Consider the following 16164-nt stretch of genomic DNA (forward strand, 5'->3'; position numbering starts at 1 on the left):
CGGGGGCTGACTCAAGCAAGCTCGGTCCCGATGCCGAGAAGCTTGCTGCCTGGCTCACGATCGAGATATCAGGCTTCTGGCGGAGAGTGTGAGATTCGAACTCACGGACGCTTTCACGTCGGCAGTTTTCAAGACTGCTGGTTTAAACCACTCACCCAACTCTCCGAACCGTCGATTTTATGCTGACCTGCGGCCTCAACCCTCGGGCAGGAAAAGCGTCTGCAGGTCGCTCAGAAAATCCAGCCCGCGCTCGGTGGGCCACACGCGGTGCAGGTCGCGAGCGACAAGGCCCTTGCGCTCGGCTTCTTCCAGGCCTTTCTGGATGCTGGTCATGGCCAGGCCGGTGCGCTCGCTGAACTGGGGCAGCGTGAAGCCTTCTTTCAGGCGCAGGGCATTGAGCATGAACTCGAACGGCAAATCGGCCAGCGCGACTTCTTCGCTCTGCGACACGGCGGCGCCCGCGCGGGCGTTGTCCATGTACAGGCGCGGCTCACGAAAACGCACCTGGCGCACGATGCGGTGGGCGAAGCTGAGCTTGCTGTGCGCACCGGCGCCAATGCCAAGGTAGTCGCCAAACTGCCAGTAGTTGAGGTTGTGCGCGCAGGTGTGGCCGGGGCGTGCATAGGCCGAAACCTCGTAGCGCGACATGCCAGCTGCGGCGGTGCGCTCGGTGATGCGGTCGAGCATGGCATAGGCCGTGTCGTCCTCGGGCAGCGTGGGCGGAAACTTGGCGAACCAGGTGTTGGGCTCGATGGTGAGGTGGTACACCGAGACGTGCGGCGGCGCGAGCGCCAGCGCCTGGGTCAGGTCGGCATCTAGGCCCTCGACGGTCTGGCCCGGCAGCGCGTACATCAGGTCGAGGTTGAAGGTGTCGAAGGCGCTCGCGGCCTCTTCGACGGCGGCAATGGCCTGGCCGCGGTCGTGCACGCGGCCCAATGCCTTCAGGTGCTCGTCGTTGAAGCTCTGCACGCCCACCGACAGGCGCGTGACGCCTGCGCTTCGATAGGCGCGAAAGCGGTTGCGCTCGAAGGTGCCGGGGTTGGCCTCGAGCGAGATCTCGCAGTCGGGTGCCAGCTTGAGGCGCGCGCGCACGTCGCCGAGCAGGCGGTCGATGGCCTGCGGCGAAAAGAGGCTGGGCGTTCCGCCGCCGATGAAGATGGTGTGGACGGTGCGGCCCCAGATGAGCGGCAGCGCGGCATCCAGGTCTGCAACCAGCGCGTCGATGTAGCCTGCCTCGGGAATGCCGTCGGCCTCGGCCTCATTGGTGGCTCGCCACTCGTGCGAGTTGAAGTCGCAATAGGGGCACTTGCGCAGGCACCACGGCAGGTGGATGTAGAGCGACAGCGGCGGCAGCGCCGCAAGTTGCAGCGGGCCGGGCCGCATCCAGTGCAGCACGTCGTTGGCCTTCGGCGCGCCGGTGGGCTGCGCAGACTGGATAGGGACGACAGTGGCCATGCTCAGAACCAGCGTTCGCGTATCAGCGCCAGCATGGCCTTGGCCGCCTGGCCCCGGTGGCTGTTGGCGTTTTTTACTTCGGGCGGCAGCTGCGCAAAGGTCTTGCCGAAGCCGGGCAGGTACATGACGGGATCGAAGCCGAAGCCGTTGTCGCCAATGGGTGCCCGGGTGATTTCGCCGACCACGCGGCCGAAGGCGATGAGCGGCTCGGGGTCGTCGTGCCCGCGCAGCGCGACCAGCGTGCTGACGAGCGCGGCGCGCCGGTTGACCACGCCGTCGAGCTGCTCGAGCAGGGCCTTGACGTTGTTGGCGTCGCCCTTGGCATAGCCGAACTGCGTGGCATAGAAGGCGGTGTCGACGCCGGGCAACCCGCCGAAGGCATCGACGCAAAGGCCGGCGTCGTCGGCCATGGCGGGCAGGCCGGTCGCGGCGCTGGCGTGGCGGGCCTTGGCCAGCGCGTTTTCGACGAAGGTGCGAAACGGTTCCTCGGCCTCGCCCACGCCCAGTGCCGACTGGGGCACGAGCGTGACGGCCAGCTCTGCAAACAGCTGCTGGAGCTCGGCCAGCTTGCCGGCGTTGTTGGAGGCCAGGACCAGTTGCATTGCCTTCACTTGAAATTACTTCGAAACCAGAGACTGCTGCTGCATCACGACGAGTTCGCCGATGCCCTTTTCGGCCAGGCCGAGCAGAAGGTTCATCTCGTCGCGCGAGAAGGCGGCGCCTTCGGCGGTGCCCTGCACTTCGACGAAATGGCCGGCGCCGGTCATGACGACGTTCATGTCGGTGTCGCAGGCCGAGTCTTCGGTGTATTCCAGGTCGAGCAGCGGCGTGCCGGCCACGATGCCGACCGAGATGGCGGCCACGTGGCCCTTGATGGGCGAAGCGGCCAGTTTGCCGGTGGCCAGCAGCTTGTTGACGGCGTCCTGCGCGGCAACGAATGCGCCGGTGATGGCCGCGGTGCGGGTGCCGCCGTCGGCCTGCAGCACGTCGCAGTCGAGGTGGATGGTGCGTTCGCCCAGCGCGGCAAGGTCGAACACGGCGCGCATCGAGCGGCCGATGAGGCGCTGGATCTCCTGCGTGCGGCCGCTTTGCTTGCCGCGCGCGGCCTCGCGGTCGCTGCGGGTGTGGGTGGCGCGCGGCAGCATGCCGTACTCGGCCGTGACCCAGCCTTCACCGCTGCCGCGCTTGTGCGGCGGCACGCGCTCTTCGACCGAAGCGGTGCACAGCACGCGCGTCTGGCCGAACTCGATGAGCACCGAACCCTCGGCATGGATGGTGAAACCTCGGGTGATGCGCACCGGGCGCAGCTGGTCGGCGGCACGGCCGCCGCTTCGTGTGAAAGCAGTCATTGTTTGTGAGGGGTGCGTGGATGTGGAACGGAACGCATCGGCCGCGGCCACGCAAGGCGCGGCACGCCGGATGTCAGATCTTCTTTTTCGCGGAGCGGCGAATGGCCTCGTTGATTTCGGCAATGGAGCGCTCGATGGCGTCTTCGTCCATGTCTTCGAGCTCGCCGTCGGAGGGCATGCCGGCCTGGATGGTCGAGGCAAAGACGCCTTCGTCGATGGTCTCGGTGGAAACGCCGCGGTCTTCGCGCGTGGAATCGGGCTGCTCCCATTCGAGCGCGATGAGCGTGACGTTGTCGCTGTGGACGCCGCCTTTGCGCAGCGCCATTTCGGCCAGGTCGGGCGCGGCATCGGACACCGGCTTGTCGGAAGACAGGGTGTGCACGATGACGGCGTCGTCGAGCACGCCCCAGACGCCGTCGGAGCACAGCATGATGCGGTCGCCGCGCTGCAGCTGCAGCGGGGCTGCAATATCGAAAAGCGGCGTGGTCGGCGAACCCAGGCAGGTGAGCAGCAGGTTGCGGTTGACGGGCATGTCGGAACCGTGCGGGCGCGGGCGCTCGGCATGCGAATGGTCGCGCGTGCGGGTGAGCAGGCGCCCGTCACGCACCACGTAGAGGCGCGAGTCGCCGCAATGCATCCAGGTGGCGGTAGTGCCTTGCAGCAGGGCCGCGACGACTGTGGTGCGCGGCGTGTCGAGCATGGCCTTGTGGCTGGCGTACCGCATGATCTGCTGGTGCGCGGCCATGGCCGATTCGGCCAGGAAGGCCTTGGCGTCCTTGACGGTCGGGCGGGCCTCGCGCTGGTAGAGCGCCGCGATGGTTTGCAGGGCCAGCTGGGCCGCAACCTCGCCCTCGGGGTGGCCGCCCATGCCGTCGGCCAGCACAAAGAGGCCGGACTCCCGCGTGTAGCAATAGCCCATGCGGTCTTCGTTCTTGAGACGGCCGCCCTTGCGGCTGACCTGGAATACCGAGAATTTCATGCCGGACGCGTGGTTGGTGCCGCCGCCTTGGGCGCGGCCTTCTTGTCGAAGGAACGGATGTTGTCGAATGAAAGCCGCACCTTTTCACCCACGGTGAGCTTGGTGTAGCGCCGCTCGCCTTCGCGGCTCAGTTCCTTTTGCAGCGCAAAGACGGACTGCGGGCGCGAGAGCGGATCGAGCGACATGCACCACTCGACCACTTCGATGAGATTGTCGGAATACACGCCGCGCACACGCGACAGCGACAGGCTGAGCCGGTCTTTCTCGATGCGCCGCGGCGCGTCGTTGGGCGGGTAGCCCTGCATGCAGGCGTAGATGCACGCGCCAATGGCATAGATGTCGGTCCAGGGGCCCATGGACGAATCGCGCCGGTACATCTCGGGGGCGGCAAAGCCGGGGGTGTACATCGGGCGGATGAAGATGCCCTCTTTGCTGAGCACTTCGCGCGCGGCGCCAAAGTCGATCAGCACCGCGCGGTCTTCGTCGGTGACGAAGATGTTGGCGGGCTTGATGTCCAGGTGCAGCATCTTGTACTGGTGCACGATGCGCAGGCCCCGGAGGATCTCATCGAACAGCGAGCGGATGGTCGATTCGCGGAAGACCTTGGGCCGCTTGAGGTCGCGCGCGGTCACCACGAAGTCCTGCAGGGTCGCGCCCTCCAGGTAGTTCATGACCATGTAGACGGTCTCGTTCTCGCGGAAGAAATTGAGAACGCTCACCACCGAGGCGTGGGAGATCTGGGCCAGCGAGCGCCCTTCCTCGAAAAAGCTCTTCAGGCCCAGCCGGTAGAGCGAGAGCTTTTCGGGCGGAACCTCGGGCGTGAGTTCGCCCGGCCCGCGCGTAGCCAGCGAAGACGGCAGGTATTCCTTGACGGCTACCTGCTGTCCGCTGGGGTCGATGGCGAGATAGACGACGCCGAACCCGCCTGCTGAAAGCCGGCGAACGATGCGGTAACCGCCAATGACCGTATCGGGCGGCAGGGGCGAAGGCTTGACCTTTGACATAATCCGGGAGTTTCGCCCGAAGGCGATGGTGCGGCAAGCGAACGCCATGCCGTCGCCTCGGTGCATGCAAGCAAAAACCACAGTGAGGCGCAATGCCAGTTTACAGCATGACCGGCTATGCCAGTGGCCAGAACGGCCCCGTTGGCAGCCACTCCGAAGCCGAAGCACGGCCTACCGCCGCGGGACGACTCGGGGTCGAGATACGCTCGGTCAACAGCCGTTTCCTCGACCTCACCTTCAAGTTGCCGGAGGAACTGCGCCAGCATGAAACCGCGCTGCGCGAGCTGCTCACGGGCAAGCTCAAGCGCGGCAAGGTCGAGGTGCGGGCCGCCATCGAGAACACCGCGCAGGCGGGCGTGGTCGAGCCCTCCGTCAAGCTGCTTCAGCGCCTCAACGGGGTGCAGGACGGCATCAAGGCCTGGCTGCCCAGCGCCCGCGACCTGAGCGTGGCCGACGTGCTGCGCCTGGCAGGCGGCGACAGCGCCGCGCGTGGCGACTGGGGCGGCGACCTGCTCGACGTGACCGGCAAGGCGCTGGACGCGCTGATGTCCGCCCGCCAGCGCGAAGGCGCGCGGCTGGCCAAGATGCTGGAGGCCCACCTGGCGCAGCTGCGCACGCTGGTCGAACAGGCCGGCCCGCTGATTCCCCAGCTGGTGGAGCAGCAGCGGGCGCGTTTCCTGGAGCGCTGGCAAGAGGCCATGGGCCTCACGGGCGGCACCCTGCCCGAGGCGGCCCAGGACCGGGCGCTGAACGAGGCCACGGCCTTTGCCATCCGCATCGACGTGGCGGAAGAGCTCACGCGCCTCAATTCGCACCTCGACGAGATCGAGCGGCTGCTCAAGAAGGGCGGCGAGATCGGCAAGCGGCTCGACTTCCTGATCCAGGAGCTGCACCGCGAGGCCAATACACTGGGCTCCAAGTCGGCCGCGCTGGAGCTCACGCGCATCGGCGTGGACATGAAGGTGCTGATCGAGCAGATGCGCGAACAGGTACAGAACATCGAATGAGCGAGCGAATGGACTATCCGGGCAACATCTTTGTCGTCGCGGCACCGAGCGGTGCCGGCAAATCGAGCCTGGTCAAGGCGCTCATGGAGCTGGACACGGCCGTCCAGCCTTCGGTTTCGCACACCACGCGGCCACCGCGCGGGCAGGAAAAGCACGGCCGGGAGTACTTTTTCACCTCGCCTTCGGAGTTCGAGGCCATGATCGCGGCCGACGGCTTCGTGGAGTGGGCCCATGTGCACGGGCACCGCTACGGCACCTCCAAGAAAGCCATCGAGGAGCGCATTGCCCAGGGGGCCGACGTCATCCTCGAGATCGATTTCCAGGGCGCGATCCAGATCCGCAAGACCTTTGCCAATGCGGTCATGATCTTCATCCTGCCGCCCAGCTGGGAAGAACTGCGCTCGCGGCTGGAACGCCGCGGCGAGGACAGCGCGGCCGTCATCGAGCTTCGCCTCAAGAATGCCGCCGAAGAGATGGCCCGGGCGGGGGAATTCGACTTCGTTATAATCAACGAGTTATTTGAGCGCGCGCTTTTCGATCTCAAGGCGATCGTCCACGCTCAGCGGCTTCGGTATTCTGCACAGCGCCGCGCACGTGCCGACACATTCGCCGCCCTGAACATCCCCTGATTTCCCTGCTCACCTGACCGAAAGACTCCATCATGGCCCGCATCACCGTCGAAGATTGCCTGCTTCAGATCCCCAACCGCTTCCAGCTGGTGCTGGCCGCCACGTACCGTGCGCGCATGCTGAGCCAAGGTCACGCGCCCAAGATCGAGAGCAAGAACAAGCCCGCCGTGACCGCCCTGCGCGAGATCGCCGAAGGCAAGATCGGCATCGAAATGCTCAAGAAGGTGCCGGGCTGATCTGACGCACCCCTGCAACGAAAAGGCACCGCAAAGCGGTGCTTTTTTTACGTCTGGACGCGCCCATACAGCGGTCACGCTAAAGTGATAGCCATGAGTGCGGTCGCCAAACATCAGTCCCATGCCCCTTCGGGCACGCCAAAGCCGAGCCCGGCGGCGCTGAATGCGGCCGCCGCAAGCTTTGCCGCGCTGACGGCCCGGCTCGACTACCTGAGCCCCGAAGACACCGAACTGGTCCGCCGCGCCTACCGTTTTGCCGACGAGGCCCACCTGGGCCAGCTACGCAACAGCGGCGAGCCCTACATTACGCACCCGATTGCCGTGGCGGCGCAATGCGCCGAATGGAAGCTCGATGCGCAGGCCCTCATGGCCGCCCTGCTGCACGACGCGATTGAGGACTGCGGGGTGACCAAGCCGGAGCTGATCGAGCGCTTTGGCGCTCCGGTGGCCGAACTGGTCGACGGGCTCACCAAGCTCGACAAGCTGCAGTTCAATACCCGCGAAGAGAACCAGGCCGAATCGTTCCGCAAGATGCTGCTGGCGATGGCACGCGACGTGCGCGTCATCCTGGTCAAGCTGGCCGACCGCACGCACAACATGCGCACGCTGGACGATGCGCCGCGCGAAAAATGGGCCCGCATCTCGCGCGAAACGCTCGAGATCTACGCACCCATCGCGCACCGGCTGGGCCTGAACCAGACCTACCGCGAGCTGCAGGAACTGTCTTTCCGCCATTTGAAACCGTGGCGCTACGCCACGCTGTCCAAGGCCGTGGCCAGGGCCCGGGGCCGGCGCCGCGACCTGATCCAGAAGGTGCAGCGCGAGGTCGAGTCCGCCTTTGCCAACGCCAACATGACGCTGCGCATCGCGGGGCGCGAGAAAACGCTCTATTCCATCTACCGCAAGATGGAAGAAAAACACCTGAGCTTTGCCCAGGTGACCGACATCTACGGCTTCCGCCTGATCGTGCCGAACGTGATCGCCTGCTACACCGGCCTGGGCATCCTGCACCAGATGTACAAGCCGCTGCCGGGCAAGTTCAAGGATCACATCGCGATCGCCAAGCTCAACGGCTACCAGTCGCTGCACACCACGCTGGTGGGCCCGGCCGGCGTGAACGTGGAGTTTCAATTGCGCACCGAGGCCATGCACGTGGTGGCCGAATCAGGCGTGGCGGCGCACTGGCTCTACAAGGCCGCGGAACCCAATGCGGCCAGCAACGACAGGCTCGGCACCAAGTGGCTGCAGTCGCTGCTCGACATCCAGGACGAAACCCGCGACGCCGCCGAATTCTGGGACCACGTCAAGGTCGACCTGTTCCCGGACGCGGTCTACGTGTTCACGCCCAAGAGCCAGATCCTCGCCCTTCCGCGCGGCGCCACGGTGGTCGACTTTGCCTACGCCATCCACAGCAACATCGGCGACCACACCTCGGCCGCACGCATCAACGGCGACCAGGTGCCGCTGCGCACCGAGCTGAAGAACGGCGACGTGGTCGAGGTGATCACCGCGCCGGTGTCGACGCCCAACCCGGCCTGGCTCGGCTTCGTGCGAACCGGCCGGGCGCGCTCCAAGATCCGCCACTATTTGAAGACGCTGGCCCATGCCGAATCCGAAGGCCTGGGCGAGAAGCTGCTGGCCCAGGCGCTGCGCGCCGAAGGCCTGAGCAAGCTGCCGGCCGACGATGCCGAACACCAGCCGCTGTGGGAAAAACTGCTGCGCTTCACGGGCAACCGGACCCGCGCCGAACTGCTGACCGACATCGGCCTGGGCAAGCGGATTGCCAGCATCGTGGCCAAACGCCTCGTGGCCATGCTGTCTGAACTTGGCGAGCGGCCGGACGCCCTGCTGCTGAGCCGCGAACGCTTCATTTCGCACGAAACCATTTCGCAAGGCGCCGTCACGCTCGACGGCAGCGAGAACTCATCGGTGCGCTTTGCGCTGTGCTGCCGGCCCATCCCGGGCGACGAGATCGTCGGCTACCTGGGCCATGGCGAAGGGCTGGTGGTGCACACCGAAAGCTGCGGCGTGGGCCAGCGCCTGCGCCACAAGGACAGCGAGCGTTTCTTCGCAGTCGAATGGGCCGATGAACCCACCCGCGCCTTCGAGACCGGCGTGGTCATCACCGTGCGCAACGACAAGGGCGTGCTGGCCCGCGTGGCCGCAACGCTGGCCGATGCCGAAGCCGACATCACGCACGTCGAGATGGCCGACGAGACGCCGCAGGATTCGACCGACCTGCGCTTCGTGATCGCGGTGCGCGACCGGACCCACCTGGACGCCGTGCTGCGCGCCGCGCGCCGGACCGCCTCGGTGCTGACCGCCGCGCGCACCGTGCCTGCGCCCTGAAGTCAAGCCGCAGCGCCGCAGCGTGCTATGCCGCGCTCGTGCCCGGCGCCGGGTAGCTGACCGACAGCAGTTCGACCTCGTGCGTGCCGCCCGGCGTCACGAGCTTCACCACGTCGCCCTCGCGTGACTTGAGCAGCGCGCGCGCAATGGGAGAAATCCAGCTGACCTGCGCCTTGGCGCTCTCCGCCTCGTCGATGCCGAGGATCGTCACGCTGCGTTCGTTGCCGGTTTCGTCGACGTAGCGCACGGTGGCGCCAAAAAAGACCTGGTCGCTGCCATGGTGCACCGACGGGTCGGTGACCTCGGCAATCTCGAGCCGCTTGGTGAGAAAGCGGATGCGCCGATCGATCTCGCGCAGCCGCTTCTTGCCATAGAGGTAGTCGCCGTTCTCCGAACGGTCACCGTTCTTGGCAGCCCAGTGCACGGCCTCCACGACCTTGGGGCGCTCTTCGTCCATCAGCTGGAGCAATTCGTCGCGCAGCCGCGCATACCCTGCCGGCGTGATGTAGTTCTTGCTGCCGCTGGGCAGCGCGGGAACGCTGCCGTCCGCGCCGTCGTCGTCGCTCTCGGCGTCGGTTTCCTTGGTGAATGCCTTGCTCACGGTAGAAGCTCCGAATCTGCTTTTGTCAGCCCAGGTCCGAGCGCTTGCAGTCGAAGACCACGCCTTGCTCGACGGCCCGCAGCGCCGGCAGCTTGTTCGTGACAACGACCGAGGCGCTGATCAGTCGCCACTCGCCGGCCTTGGACAGCCTGAAAAGGTGCGTGGCCTCCGCGCCCGCGGTGGGAATCGAGTTGAAAACATACACCGGCTCGCCGGACGGGCTGTCTTCCATGTGGACCAGGTCGGCCCTCATCTTGCCCATGGTTTCGGTGTCCTTGGTCCGGGAACGCACGACATCCATGTTGACGGTGCGCGAGTGCTCGTCGATCGCGATCCTCCGGACCCAGTTGAATGGCGCTGCCTGACTGTTGCTTGCCGCCGGAACGCACGTGATGGTTCCCGCCGATGCCGCGCCCGTTGCCCAGGCCAGGACGAAGAACAGGATTGCAAGCCGCTGTGCCGAGATGCTCATGATGTCTTGCGCAGTTGTCTGTGTGGCTGACTTTAGCCCCACGCGCACCGGCGTGCCGGATTCGCGGCGTGGCGTGCCCGCGGCGGCTTCGCCAGCGAAGACCCCAAAAGAAAATGGCCCAGAAGATCGAAACCTTCTGGGCCATTCAAGAGAGTGGTGCGGCTGGCAGGAATTGAACCCACGACCCCTTGGTTCGTAGCCAAGTACTCTATCCAACTGAGCTACAGCCGCACAGCTATCGATTATAGCATCCATTTTTGGCCCCGGCGAACCAGGCAGCAAATGAATGCCAAGCAGGTGGTAGGCCGTGATGGGCTTGAACCATCGACCAACGGATTATGAGTCCGCTGCTCTAACCAACTGAGCTAACGGCCCACGAGAGGCCACGATTCTATTCTCGGCGCCGCCTACTTGCGGTGGCTCAGCGCATTGCTGACCAGCCGCGAGGTGATGTCCACGATCTGGATCATGCGCTCGTAGGGCATGCGCGTGGGGCCGATCACGCCGAGCGTGCCCACCACCTGCCCGTCGACTTCGTAGTTGGCGCTGACGATGGAAAGCTCCTCGAACGGCACCACCTGGCTCTCGCCGCCGATGAAGATGCGCACGCCCTCGGCCTTGCTGGACACGTCGAGCAGCCGCATGAGCTGCGCCTTCTGCTCGAACAGCTCGAACGCGCGGCGCAGCTGGCCCATGTCGCTCGAAAAATCGGTCACGGAGAGCAGGTTGCGCTCGCCGGAAATCACGACGTCGTCTTCCTGCGCCTCGGTGAGCACCTCGGAGCTGACCTTGACCGCCGCCTGCATCAGCGCGGCAATTTCGCCGCGCAGCTTCTCGACTTCGGATTGGAGCCGGTCGCGCACCTGCTCGATCGTGAGGCCTGCGTAGTGGGCATTGATGTAGTTGGATGCTTCCACCAACTGCGACTGCGAATAGTCGGCTTCCGGAAAGATCACCCTGTTCTGCACGTCGCCATCGGGCGAGACGATGATCACCAGCAAGCGCTGGTCGGAGAGCTTCAGGAACTCGATCTGCTTGAAGACCGAGGCGCGACGCGGCGCCATGACGACGCCGACGAATTGCGACAGGTTGGACAGCAGGTTGGCCGCGTTGGCGATCACCTTCTGCGGCTGGTCGGGCGCAAGGCTCGGCGCGCTCATCTGTTCGCGCTGCGCGGTGAGCATGGTGTCGACGAAAAGCCGGTAGCCGCGCGCGGTGGGAATGCGTCCGGCCGAGGTGTGCGGGCTGACGATCAGCCCGAGCGACTCGAGGTCGGACATCACGTTGCGGATGGTCGCGGGGGACAGGTCCAGACCGGGCGCGCGCGACAAAGTCCGCGACCCGACCGGCTGGCCTTCGGCGATGTAACGCTCGACCAGCGTCTTGAGGAGCAACTTGGCACGGTCGTCCAGCATTGCAAGATTTTAGTGTTGTAATTTGTACATATGACTTCCCGCTTCCGCCACGTTGCACTGATCGGCAAATACCAGGCTTCAGGCGCCCGGGCGCAGGCAGACGCGCGCGACGGCGTGATGGAAGATATCGGTGCGTTCCTGGAATCCCAAGGTTGCCAGGTGTTCGTCGAAAAATCGGCGGATGGCCAGGCCGATGCCGACGCCCTCGCCGGCGGCCGCTACGAACCGCTGAGTGTGGAGGAAATCGGCCAACGATGCGACCTCGGCCTGGTGGTGGGGGGCGACGGCACCATGCTGGGCATCGGCCGGCAGCTCGCGTGCTACGGCATTCCGCTGATCGGCATCAACCGCGGCCGCCTCGGCTTCATCACCGACATTCCTCTCGACAACTACCAGGCCACGCTGGTGCCGATGCTGGCCGGCGAATACGAAGAAGACCACCGCAGCCTCATGCATGCGCAGGTCATGCGCGACGGCGCCTCGGTGTTCGATGCGCTCGCAATGAACGACGTGGTGGTGAACCGCGGCGCCACCTCGGGCATGGTCGAGCTGCGCGTCTCGGTGGGCCGGCATTTCGTGGCCAACCAGCGCGCGGACGGCCTGATCATCGCTTCGCCGACCGGCTCCACGGCCTACGCGCTGTCGGCCGGCGGGCCGCTGCTGCACCCCGCGGTGCCCGGCTGGGTGCTGGTGCCGATTGCACCGCACACGCTGTCGAACCGCCCCGTGCTGCTGCCCGACGCGGACGAGATCGTGATCGAACTCGTGTCGGGGCGCGATGCCAGCGCCAATTTCGACATGCAGTCGCTGGCGTCGCTGGCCATCGGCGATCGCGTGGTGGTGCGGCGCTCGGACTTCCGGGTGCGCTTCCTGCACCCGCGCGGTTGGAGCTATTTCGACACGCTGCGCAAGAAACTTCACTGGAACGAAGGGGGCTCCTGAGATGGCGCTGCGACGCATCGCACTGCGCGACTTCGTGATCGTGCGATCACTCGAACTCGATCTGTCCGGCGGCTTCACGGTTCTCACCGGCGAAACCGGCGCGGGCAAATCCATACTGATCGACGCGCTCCAGCTCGCGCTCGGCAACCGCGCCGATGCGGGCGCGGTGCGCGAGGGCGCCGAGCGGCTGGACGTCAGCGCCGAATTCGACGCCGATCCGGCCTTTGCCGCCTGGCTCGATGAAGGCGGCTTCGAATCCGGGGACGCGCTGCTGCTGCGCCGCACGGTCGACCTGCAGGGCCGAAGCCGCGGCTGGATCAACGGCTGCCCGGCCACGGCCACGCAGCTGCGGGAGCTTGGCGACCGCCTGCTCGACATCCATGGCCAGCATGCGTGGCAGAGCCTGACCCGGCCCGAAGCCGTGCGCGGCCTGCTCGACGCCTATGCCGGCGTGCGCACCGACGCGCTGGACGCGGCCTGGCAAGGCTGGCGGCAAGCGCTTTCCGCGCTCGACCATGCGCGCTCGGCGCAAGACTCTTTGCAGCGCGAGCGCGAGCGGCTGCAATGGCAGATCGCCGAGGTGATGAAGCTGGCCCCCGCCGAAGGCGAGTGGGACGAGCTCTCGACCCAGCACGCAAGGGCCTCCAACGCGCAGGCCCTGATCGAGGCGGCCCAGGGTGCCAGCCAGGCGCTGGAAGACGACGACAGCGGCGCGCTGGCGGCGCTCTCGCGCGCGGTCGCCCTGCTGCAGGATTGCGAGCACATCGAGCCCGAATTCCGCGCGCTGGGCGAGGTGCTGGCCTCCAGCGTGGCGCAGGCGTCCGACGCCGCGCATTCGCTGCACGGCTACCTGCGCGACGCCGAGGCCGATCCGCAGCGCCTGGCCGAACTGGACGAGCGCATGGGGCTCTGGATGTCCCTGGCGCGCCGCTACAAGCGCACGCCCGGCGACCTGCCGTCGCTGCTGGCGGGCTGGCAGGACGAGCTGAAGGCGCTCGATGCGCAAGGCGATCTCGAAGGGCTGGAGCGCGCCGAGCAAAGCGCGCAGCAGGGCTACATGAAGGAAGCCCGGGCGCTGGCCAAATTGCGCAAGCAGGCGGCGCCGCGCCTCGCCGAAGCGGTCACCAAGGCCATGCAGGGGCTGGGCATGCAGGGCGGGCGGTTCGAGGTCGAACTGCAGCGCGCTGGCGCAGCCTGGCCGCGCCGGCCTCGAAGACATTGCCTTCCTGGTGAGCGGGCATCCGGGCAGCACGCCGCGCCCCATCGGCAAGGTGGCTTCGGGCGGGGAGCTGTCCCGCATCGCCCTGGCGATTGCGGTCACCACGAGCCAGCTCGGCACCGCGCAGACGCTGATCTTCGACGAGGTCGATGCGGGTGTGGGCGGGGCCGTGGCCGAGACCGTGGGACGGCTCATGAAGCAGCTCGGGCGCGACCGCCAGGTGCTGGCCGTGACCCATCTGCCGCAGGTGGCGGCTTGCGCCGATCACCACCTGGTGGTTTCCAAGCGCCAGACGACCGCGGCGGGCCAGGACGGCCCGCGCACCGAAAGCGGCGTCGCACGGCTGGACGACGACAACCGCGCACGCGAAATCGCCCGCATGCTCGGCGGCGAGAAGGTCTCGCAGACTTCGCTGGCACATGCCCGCGAAATGCTGGGCCACAAGACTTCGGCAGCGCTGTGATGGCCCTTGACCTGGTGCTCATCACCGGCATGTCGGGCTCGGGCAAGTCGGTGGCGCTGCATGCGCTGGAAGACGCGGGCTACTACTGCGTCGACAACCTGCCGCCGGAGCTGCTGACACCCTTCATCGCGCTGCAGCACGAGCAGCAGGCCCAGCGCGTGGCCATTGCCATGGACGTGCGCAGCGGCGTGTCGCTGCCGATCGTTCCGCAGCAGCTCGATGCGCTGCGGCAAGACGGCGTCTCGCTGCGGTCGCTGTTCCTCGACGCGACCACCGATGCGCTGCTGCGGCGCTATTCGGAGACCCGCCGGCGCCATCCGCTGTCGCGCCAGGAGGGGCGCACCGATGCGCCCGAACAGGAGCGCGCGCTGGTGCAGGCGATCGAACTCGAGCGCGAGCTGCTGGCCGACCTGCGCGACGGTGCCGACGTGATCGACACCAGCCTCATCCGCCCGGCCCAGCTGCAAAGCTACATCAAGGCACTGATCTCGGCGCCGCAGAGCCCGTTGACGCTGGTGTTCGAGTCGTTCGCATTCAAGCGCGGCGTGCCGCTCGACGCCGACTACGTGTTCGACGTGCGCATGCTGCCCAACCCGCACTACGTGGCCACGCTGCGCCCGCTCACGGGCCGCGATGCGCCGGTGATCGAATGGCTGCGCGAGCATGAAGACGTGGCGCGCATGTACGACGACATCGAGCAGTTTCTTTCGCGCTGGCTCGATGCGCTGGCGCGCGACCATCGCAGCTATGTGACGGTGGCCATCGGCTGCACCGGCGGCCAGCACCGCTCCGTGTTCCTGGTCGAGCAATTGGCGCGCGCCTTCGGAACGCGCTGGGGTGCCCTCAAGCGGCACCGCGAACTCGACGCGAACTAGGCTCGCCCCCAGTCTTCGCGCACTTCGTGTCGCTACACCACCCCCCCAACACCAGAGGCCCGGCAAAGCCGGTTCCTCGGTGTTCCACGAAGGAGCCGGAACGCTAACTTGGGCTGGTTTCCAGGAGCAACTTGCGCACGGGCGCCGGCAGCCCCAGGCGACGCCACTCGTCCGCCGGCACCCAGCGCGCGCCCTCGCCTTGAGGCTGCACGCCGCCCAGCAGCACCGGGTGGAGGTGCAGGTCCTTGTGCGTGAGCACGTGCACGAAGGGCGCGAGGTCTTGCACGTGGCGTTGTCCAGCGGGCGGCAGCGCGGCCTCCAGGTCTTCGCGGCTGTCGAACACCGGCAGGCAGTGAAGCCCCGCCCAGATGCCTTTCGCCGGCCGCTTCTCCAGCCAGACGCGGCCTACGGCATCCCGCGCCAGCAGCACCCAGAGCGACTGGGCACTGCGCTTCAGCTTGCGGGTCTTGACGGGATAACGTTCCGGCTGGCCCTCCCGCAGCGCCACGCAGGCCGAGTTGACCGGGCAGATCATGCAGCTCGGCTTGCGCGGCAGGCAGACGGTGGCGCCCAGGTCCATGACCCCTTGCGTGTAGCGCGCGATGGCTTCTTTCTGCTCGGCCGGCGGAAGCAGCTGCGTGGCCTGGTCCCACAGCGCGCGCTCCTGTGCGGCCGAAGACATGTCGCCGCCAAAGCCGAGCACGCGTGTCAGCACGCGCTTCACGTTGCCGTCCAAAATCGCGACCCGCTCCCCGAAGCAGAAGGCCGCGATGGCCGCGGCGGTGGAACGGCCGATCCCGGGAAGCGTCGCAAGCTCTGCGGCCGTGCGCGGAAACTCGCCGCCGAAACGGGCCACCACCTCGCCTGCGCAGCGATGCATGTTGCGCGCGCGGCTGTAGTAGCCAAGGCCGCTCCAGAGCCCGAAGACCTCGTCCTCGGTGCCGGCAGCCAGGGCCGACACGTTTGGAAAGCGTTCGAGAAAGCGCGCGAAGTATCCGAGCACCGTGGACACCTGGGTCTGCTGCAGCATGACCTCCGACAGCCACACGCGGTAGGGATCCCGCGTGTTCTGCCACGGCAGTTCGCTGCGCCCGTGGCTGCGTTGCCAATCGACGATGCGCTGGGCGAAACCAGTCGATTCCTGCGGATGCGGAGCCGCTGCGGACAAC

The 16164-nt window shown here is 66.7% G+C and carries 15 protein-coding genes, 3 tRNA genes and 1 pseudogene; 7 read left to right on the forward strand and 12 right to left on the reverse strand.

Annotation, left to right across the window (positions count from 1 at the left end):
• Window positions 1-77 precede the first annotated feature (77 nt).
• From ABID97_RS23625 to ABID97_RS23650, 6 genes are all read right to left on the reverse strand, one after another.
• A tRNA-Ser gene (locus tag ABID97_RS23625) sits at window positions 78-165 on the reverse strand.
• 30 nt (window positions 166-195) lie between these two features.
• Complete coding sequence (gene hemW / locus ABID97_RS23630; RefSeq protein ID WP_354401163.1) at window positions 196-1455, reverse strand: radical SAM family heme chaperone HemW; 1260 nt, start codon at window positions 1453-1455, stop codon at window positions 196-198.
• Window positions 1456-1457: 2 nt separating this feature from the next.
• The gene (locus ABID97_RS23635) at window positions 1458-2057 is read right to left on the reverse strand and encodes a non-canonical purine NTP pyrophosphatase (RefSeq protein WP_354401847.1); all 600 of its coding nucleotides are present in this window, start codon (window positions 2055-2057) and stop codon (window positions 1458-1460) included.
• Between the two features lie 15 nt (window positions 2058-2072).
• Window positions 2073-2804, reverse strand: coding sequence for a ribonuclease PH (rph, locus tag ABID97_RS23640; RefSeq protein ID WP_354401165.1), 732 nt, complete (start codon window positions 2802-2804; stop codon window positions 2073-2075).
• Between the two features lie 73 nt (window positions 2805-2877).
• Entirely contained in the window at window positions 2878-3783 is a 906-nt protein-coding gene (locus tag ABID97_RS23645) for a PP2C family protein-serine/threonine phosphatase (RefSeq protein WP_354401167.1), read from the reverse strand.
• A complete protein-coding gene (locus ABID97_RS23650) occupies window positions 3780-4787 on the reverse strand; it encodes a serine/threonine protein kinase (RefSeq protein ID WP_354401169.1) in 1008 nt (335 codons plus the stop codon). The genes ABID97_RS23645 and ABID97_RS23650 overlap by 4 nt, the downstream gene beginning before the upstream one ends.
• A gap of 92 nt (window positions 4788-4879) precedes the next feature.
• Here ABID97_RS23650 and ABID97_RS23655 point away from each other — a divergent pair, with 92 nt between their 5' ends.
• The 4 genes from ABID97_RS23655 (at window position 4880) to ABID97_RS23670 (ending at window position 9008) form a co-directional block, all read left to right on the forward strand.
• A complete protein-coding gene (locus tag ABID97_RS23655; protein ID WP_354401171.1) occupies window positions 4880-5794 on the forward strand; it encodes a YicC/YloC family endoribonuclease in 915 nt (304 codons plus the stop codon).
• Between the two features lie 8 nt (window positions 5795-5802).
• Complete coding sequence (gene gmk, locus ABID97_RS23660; protein WP_354401848.1) at window positions 5803-6423, forward strand: guanylate kinase; 621 nt, start codon at window positions 5803-5805, stop codon at window positions 6421-6423.
• Window positions 6424-6455: 32 nt separating this feature from the next.
• Window positions 6456-6659: a DNA-directed RNA polymerase subunit omega gene (gene rpoZ, locus ABID97_RS23665; protein WP_021009011.1), complete on the forward strand. Its 204-nt coding sequence runs from the start codon at window positions 6456-6458 to the stop codon at window positions 6657-6659.
• A 93-nt stretch (window positions 6660-6752) separates the two neighbouring features.
• Window positions 6753-9008 (forward strand): RelA/SpoT family protein, encoded by a 2256-nt coding sequence (locus tag ABID97_RS23670; RefSeq protein ID WP_354401173.1) that lies wholly within the window; start codon window positions 6753-6755, stop codon window positions 9006-9008.
• Window positions 9009-9033: 25 nt separating this feature from the next.
• Here the strand turns inward: ABID97_RS23670 and greB are convergent, their stop codons facing one another.
• From greB to hrcA, 5 genes are all read right to left on the reverse strand, one after another.
• Window positions 9034-9609, reverse strand: coding sequence for a transcription elongation factor GreB (gene greB / locus ABID97_RS23675; RefSeq protein WP_354401175.1), 576 nt, complete (start codon window positions 9607-9609; stop codon window positions 9034-9036).
• Window positions 9610-9634: 25 nt separating this feature from the next.
• Complete coding sequence (locus ABID97_RS23680) at window positions 9635-10081, reverse strand: hypothetical protein (protein ID WP_354401177.1); 447 nt, start codon at window positions 10079-10081, stop codon at window positions 9635-9637.
• Between the two features lie 154 nt (window positions 10082-10235).
• Window positions 10236-10312 (reverse strand) — tRNA-Arg (locus ABID97_RS23685).
• Between the two features lie 67 nt (window positions 10313-10379).
• Window positions 10380-10456: transfer RNA gene (locus tag ABID97_RS23690), tRNA-Ile, on the reverse strand.
• A 32-nt stretch (window positions 10457-10488) separates the two neighbouring features.
• Window positions 10489-11496, reverse strand: a complete 1008-nt coding sequence (hrcA, locus tag ABID97_RS23695; protein ID WP_354401179.1) for a heat-inducible transcriptional repressor HrcA — start codon at window positions 11494-11496, stop codon at window positions 10489-10491.
• Between the two features lie 30 nt (window positions 11497-11526).
• Between hrcA and ABID97_RS23700 the strand changes: the two genes are divergently transcribed.
• The 3 genes and pseudogenes from ABID97_RS23700 (at window position 11527) to rapZ (ending at window position 14995) form a co-directional block, all read left to right on the forward strand.
• Complete coding sequence (locus ABID97_RS23700) at window positions 11527-12438, forward strand: NAD kinase (protein WP_354401181.1); 912 nt, start codon at window positions 11527-11529, stop codon at window positions 12436-12438.
• A gap of 1 nt (window position 12439) precedes the next feature.
• Window positions 12440-14120, forward strand: a pseudogene (gene recN, locus ABID97_RS23705) (DNA repair protein RecN).
• Complete coding sequence (gene rapZ, locus ABID97_RS23710) at window positions 14120-14995, forward strand: RNase adapter RapZ (protein ID WP_354401183.1); 876 nt, start codon at window positions 14120-14122, stop codon at window positions 14993-14995. The pseudogene recN and the gene rapZ overlap by 1 nt, the downstream one beginning before the upstream one ends.
• A gap of 103 nt (window positions 14996-15098) precedes the next feature.
• Here the strand turns inward: rapZ and mutY are convergent, their stop codons facing one another.
• Entirely contained in the window at window positions 15099-16163 is a 1065-nt protein-coding gene (gene mutY / locus ABID97_RS23715) for an A/G-specific adenine glycosylase (RefSeq protein ID WP_354401185.1), read from the reverse strand.
• Window position 16164 lies beyond the last annotated feature (1 nt).

The sequence above is a fragment of the Variovorax sp. OAS795 genome, from assembly GCF_040546685.1.
Lineage (GTDB): Bacteria > Pseudomonadota > Gammaproteobacteria > Burkholderiales > Burkholderiaceae_C > Variovorax.

Coding starts and splice junctions, on each gene's coding strand:
- rapZ (WP_354401183.1), top strand. CDS start 14,120: ATGGCCCTTGACCTGGTGCTCATCACCGGCATGTCGGGCTCGGGCAAG.
- ABID97_RS23655 (WP_354401171.1), top strand. CDS start 4,880: ATGCCAGTTTACAGCATGACCGGCTATGCCAGTGGCCAGAACGGCCCC.
- rpoZ (WP_021009011.1), top strand. CDS start 6,456: ATGGCCCGCATCACCGTCGAAGATTGCCTGCTTCAGATCCCCAACCGC.
- ABID97_RS23635 (WP_354401847.1), bottom strand. CDS start 2,057: ATGCAACTGGTCCTGGCCTCCAACAACGCCGGCAAGCTGGCCGAGCTC.
- hrcA (WP_354401179.1), bottom strand. CDS start 11,496: ATGCTGGACGACCGTGCCAAGTTGCTCCTCAAGACGCTGGTCGAGCGT.
- ABID97_RS23700 (WP_354401181.1), top strand. CDS start 11,527: ATGACTTCCCGCTTCCGCCACGTTGCACTGATCGGCAAATACCAGGCT.
- ABID97_RS23670 (WP_354401173.1), top strand. CDS start 6,753: ATGAGTGCGGTCGCCAAACATCAGTCCCATGCCCCTTCGGGCACGCCA.
- ABID97_RS23680 (WP_354401177.1), bottom strand. CDS start 10,081: ATGAGCATCTCGGCACAGCGGCTTGCAATCCTGTTCTTCGTCCTGGCC.
- gmk (WP_354401848.1), top strand. CDS start 5,803: ATGGACTATCCGGGCAACATCTTTGTCGTCGCGGCACCGAGCGGTGCC.
- hemW (WP_354401163.1), bottom strand. CDS start 1,455: ATGGCCACTGTCGTCCCTATCCAGTCTGCGCAGCCCACCGGCGCGCCG.
- ABID97_RS23645 (WP_354401167.1), bottom strand. CDS start 3,783: ATGAAATTCTCGGTATTCCAGGTCAGCCGCAAGGGCGGCCGTCTCAAG.
- rph (WP_354401165.1), bottom strand. CDS start 2,804: ATGACTGCTTTCACACGAAGCGGCGGCCGTGCCGCCGACCAGCTGCGC.
- ABID97_RS23650 (WP_354401169.1), bottom strand. CDS start 4,787: ATGTCAAAGGTCAAGCCTTCGCCCCTGCCGCCCGATACGGTCATTGGC.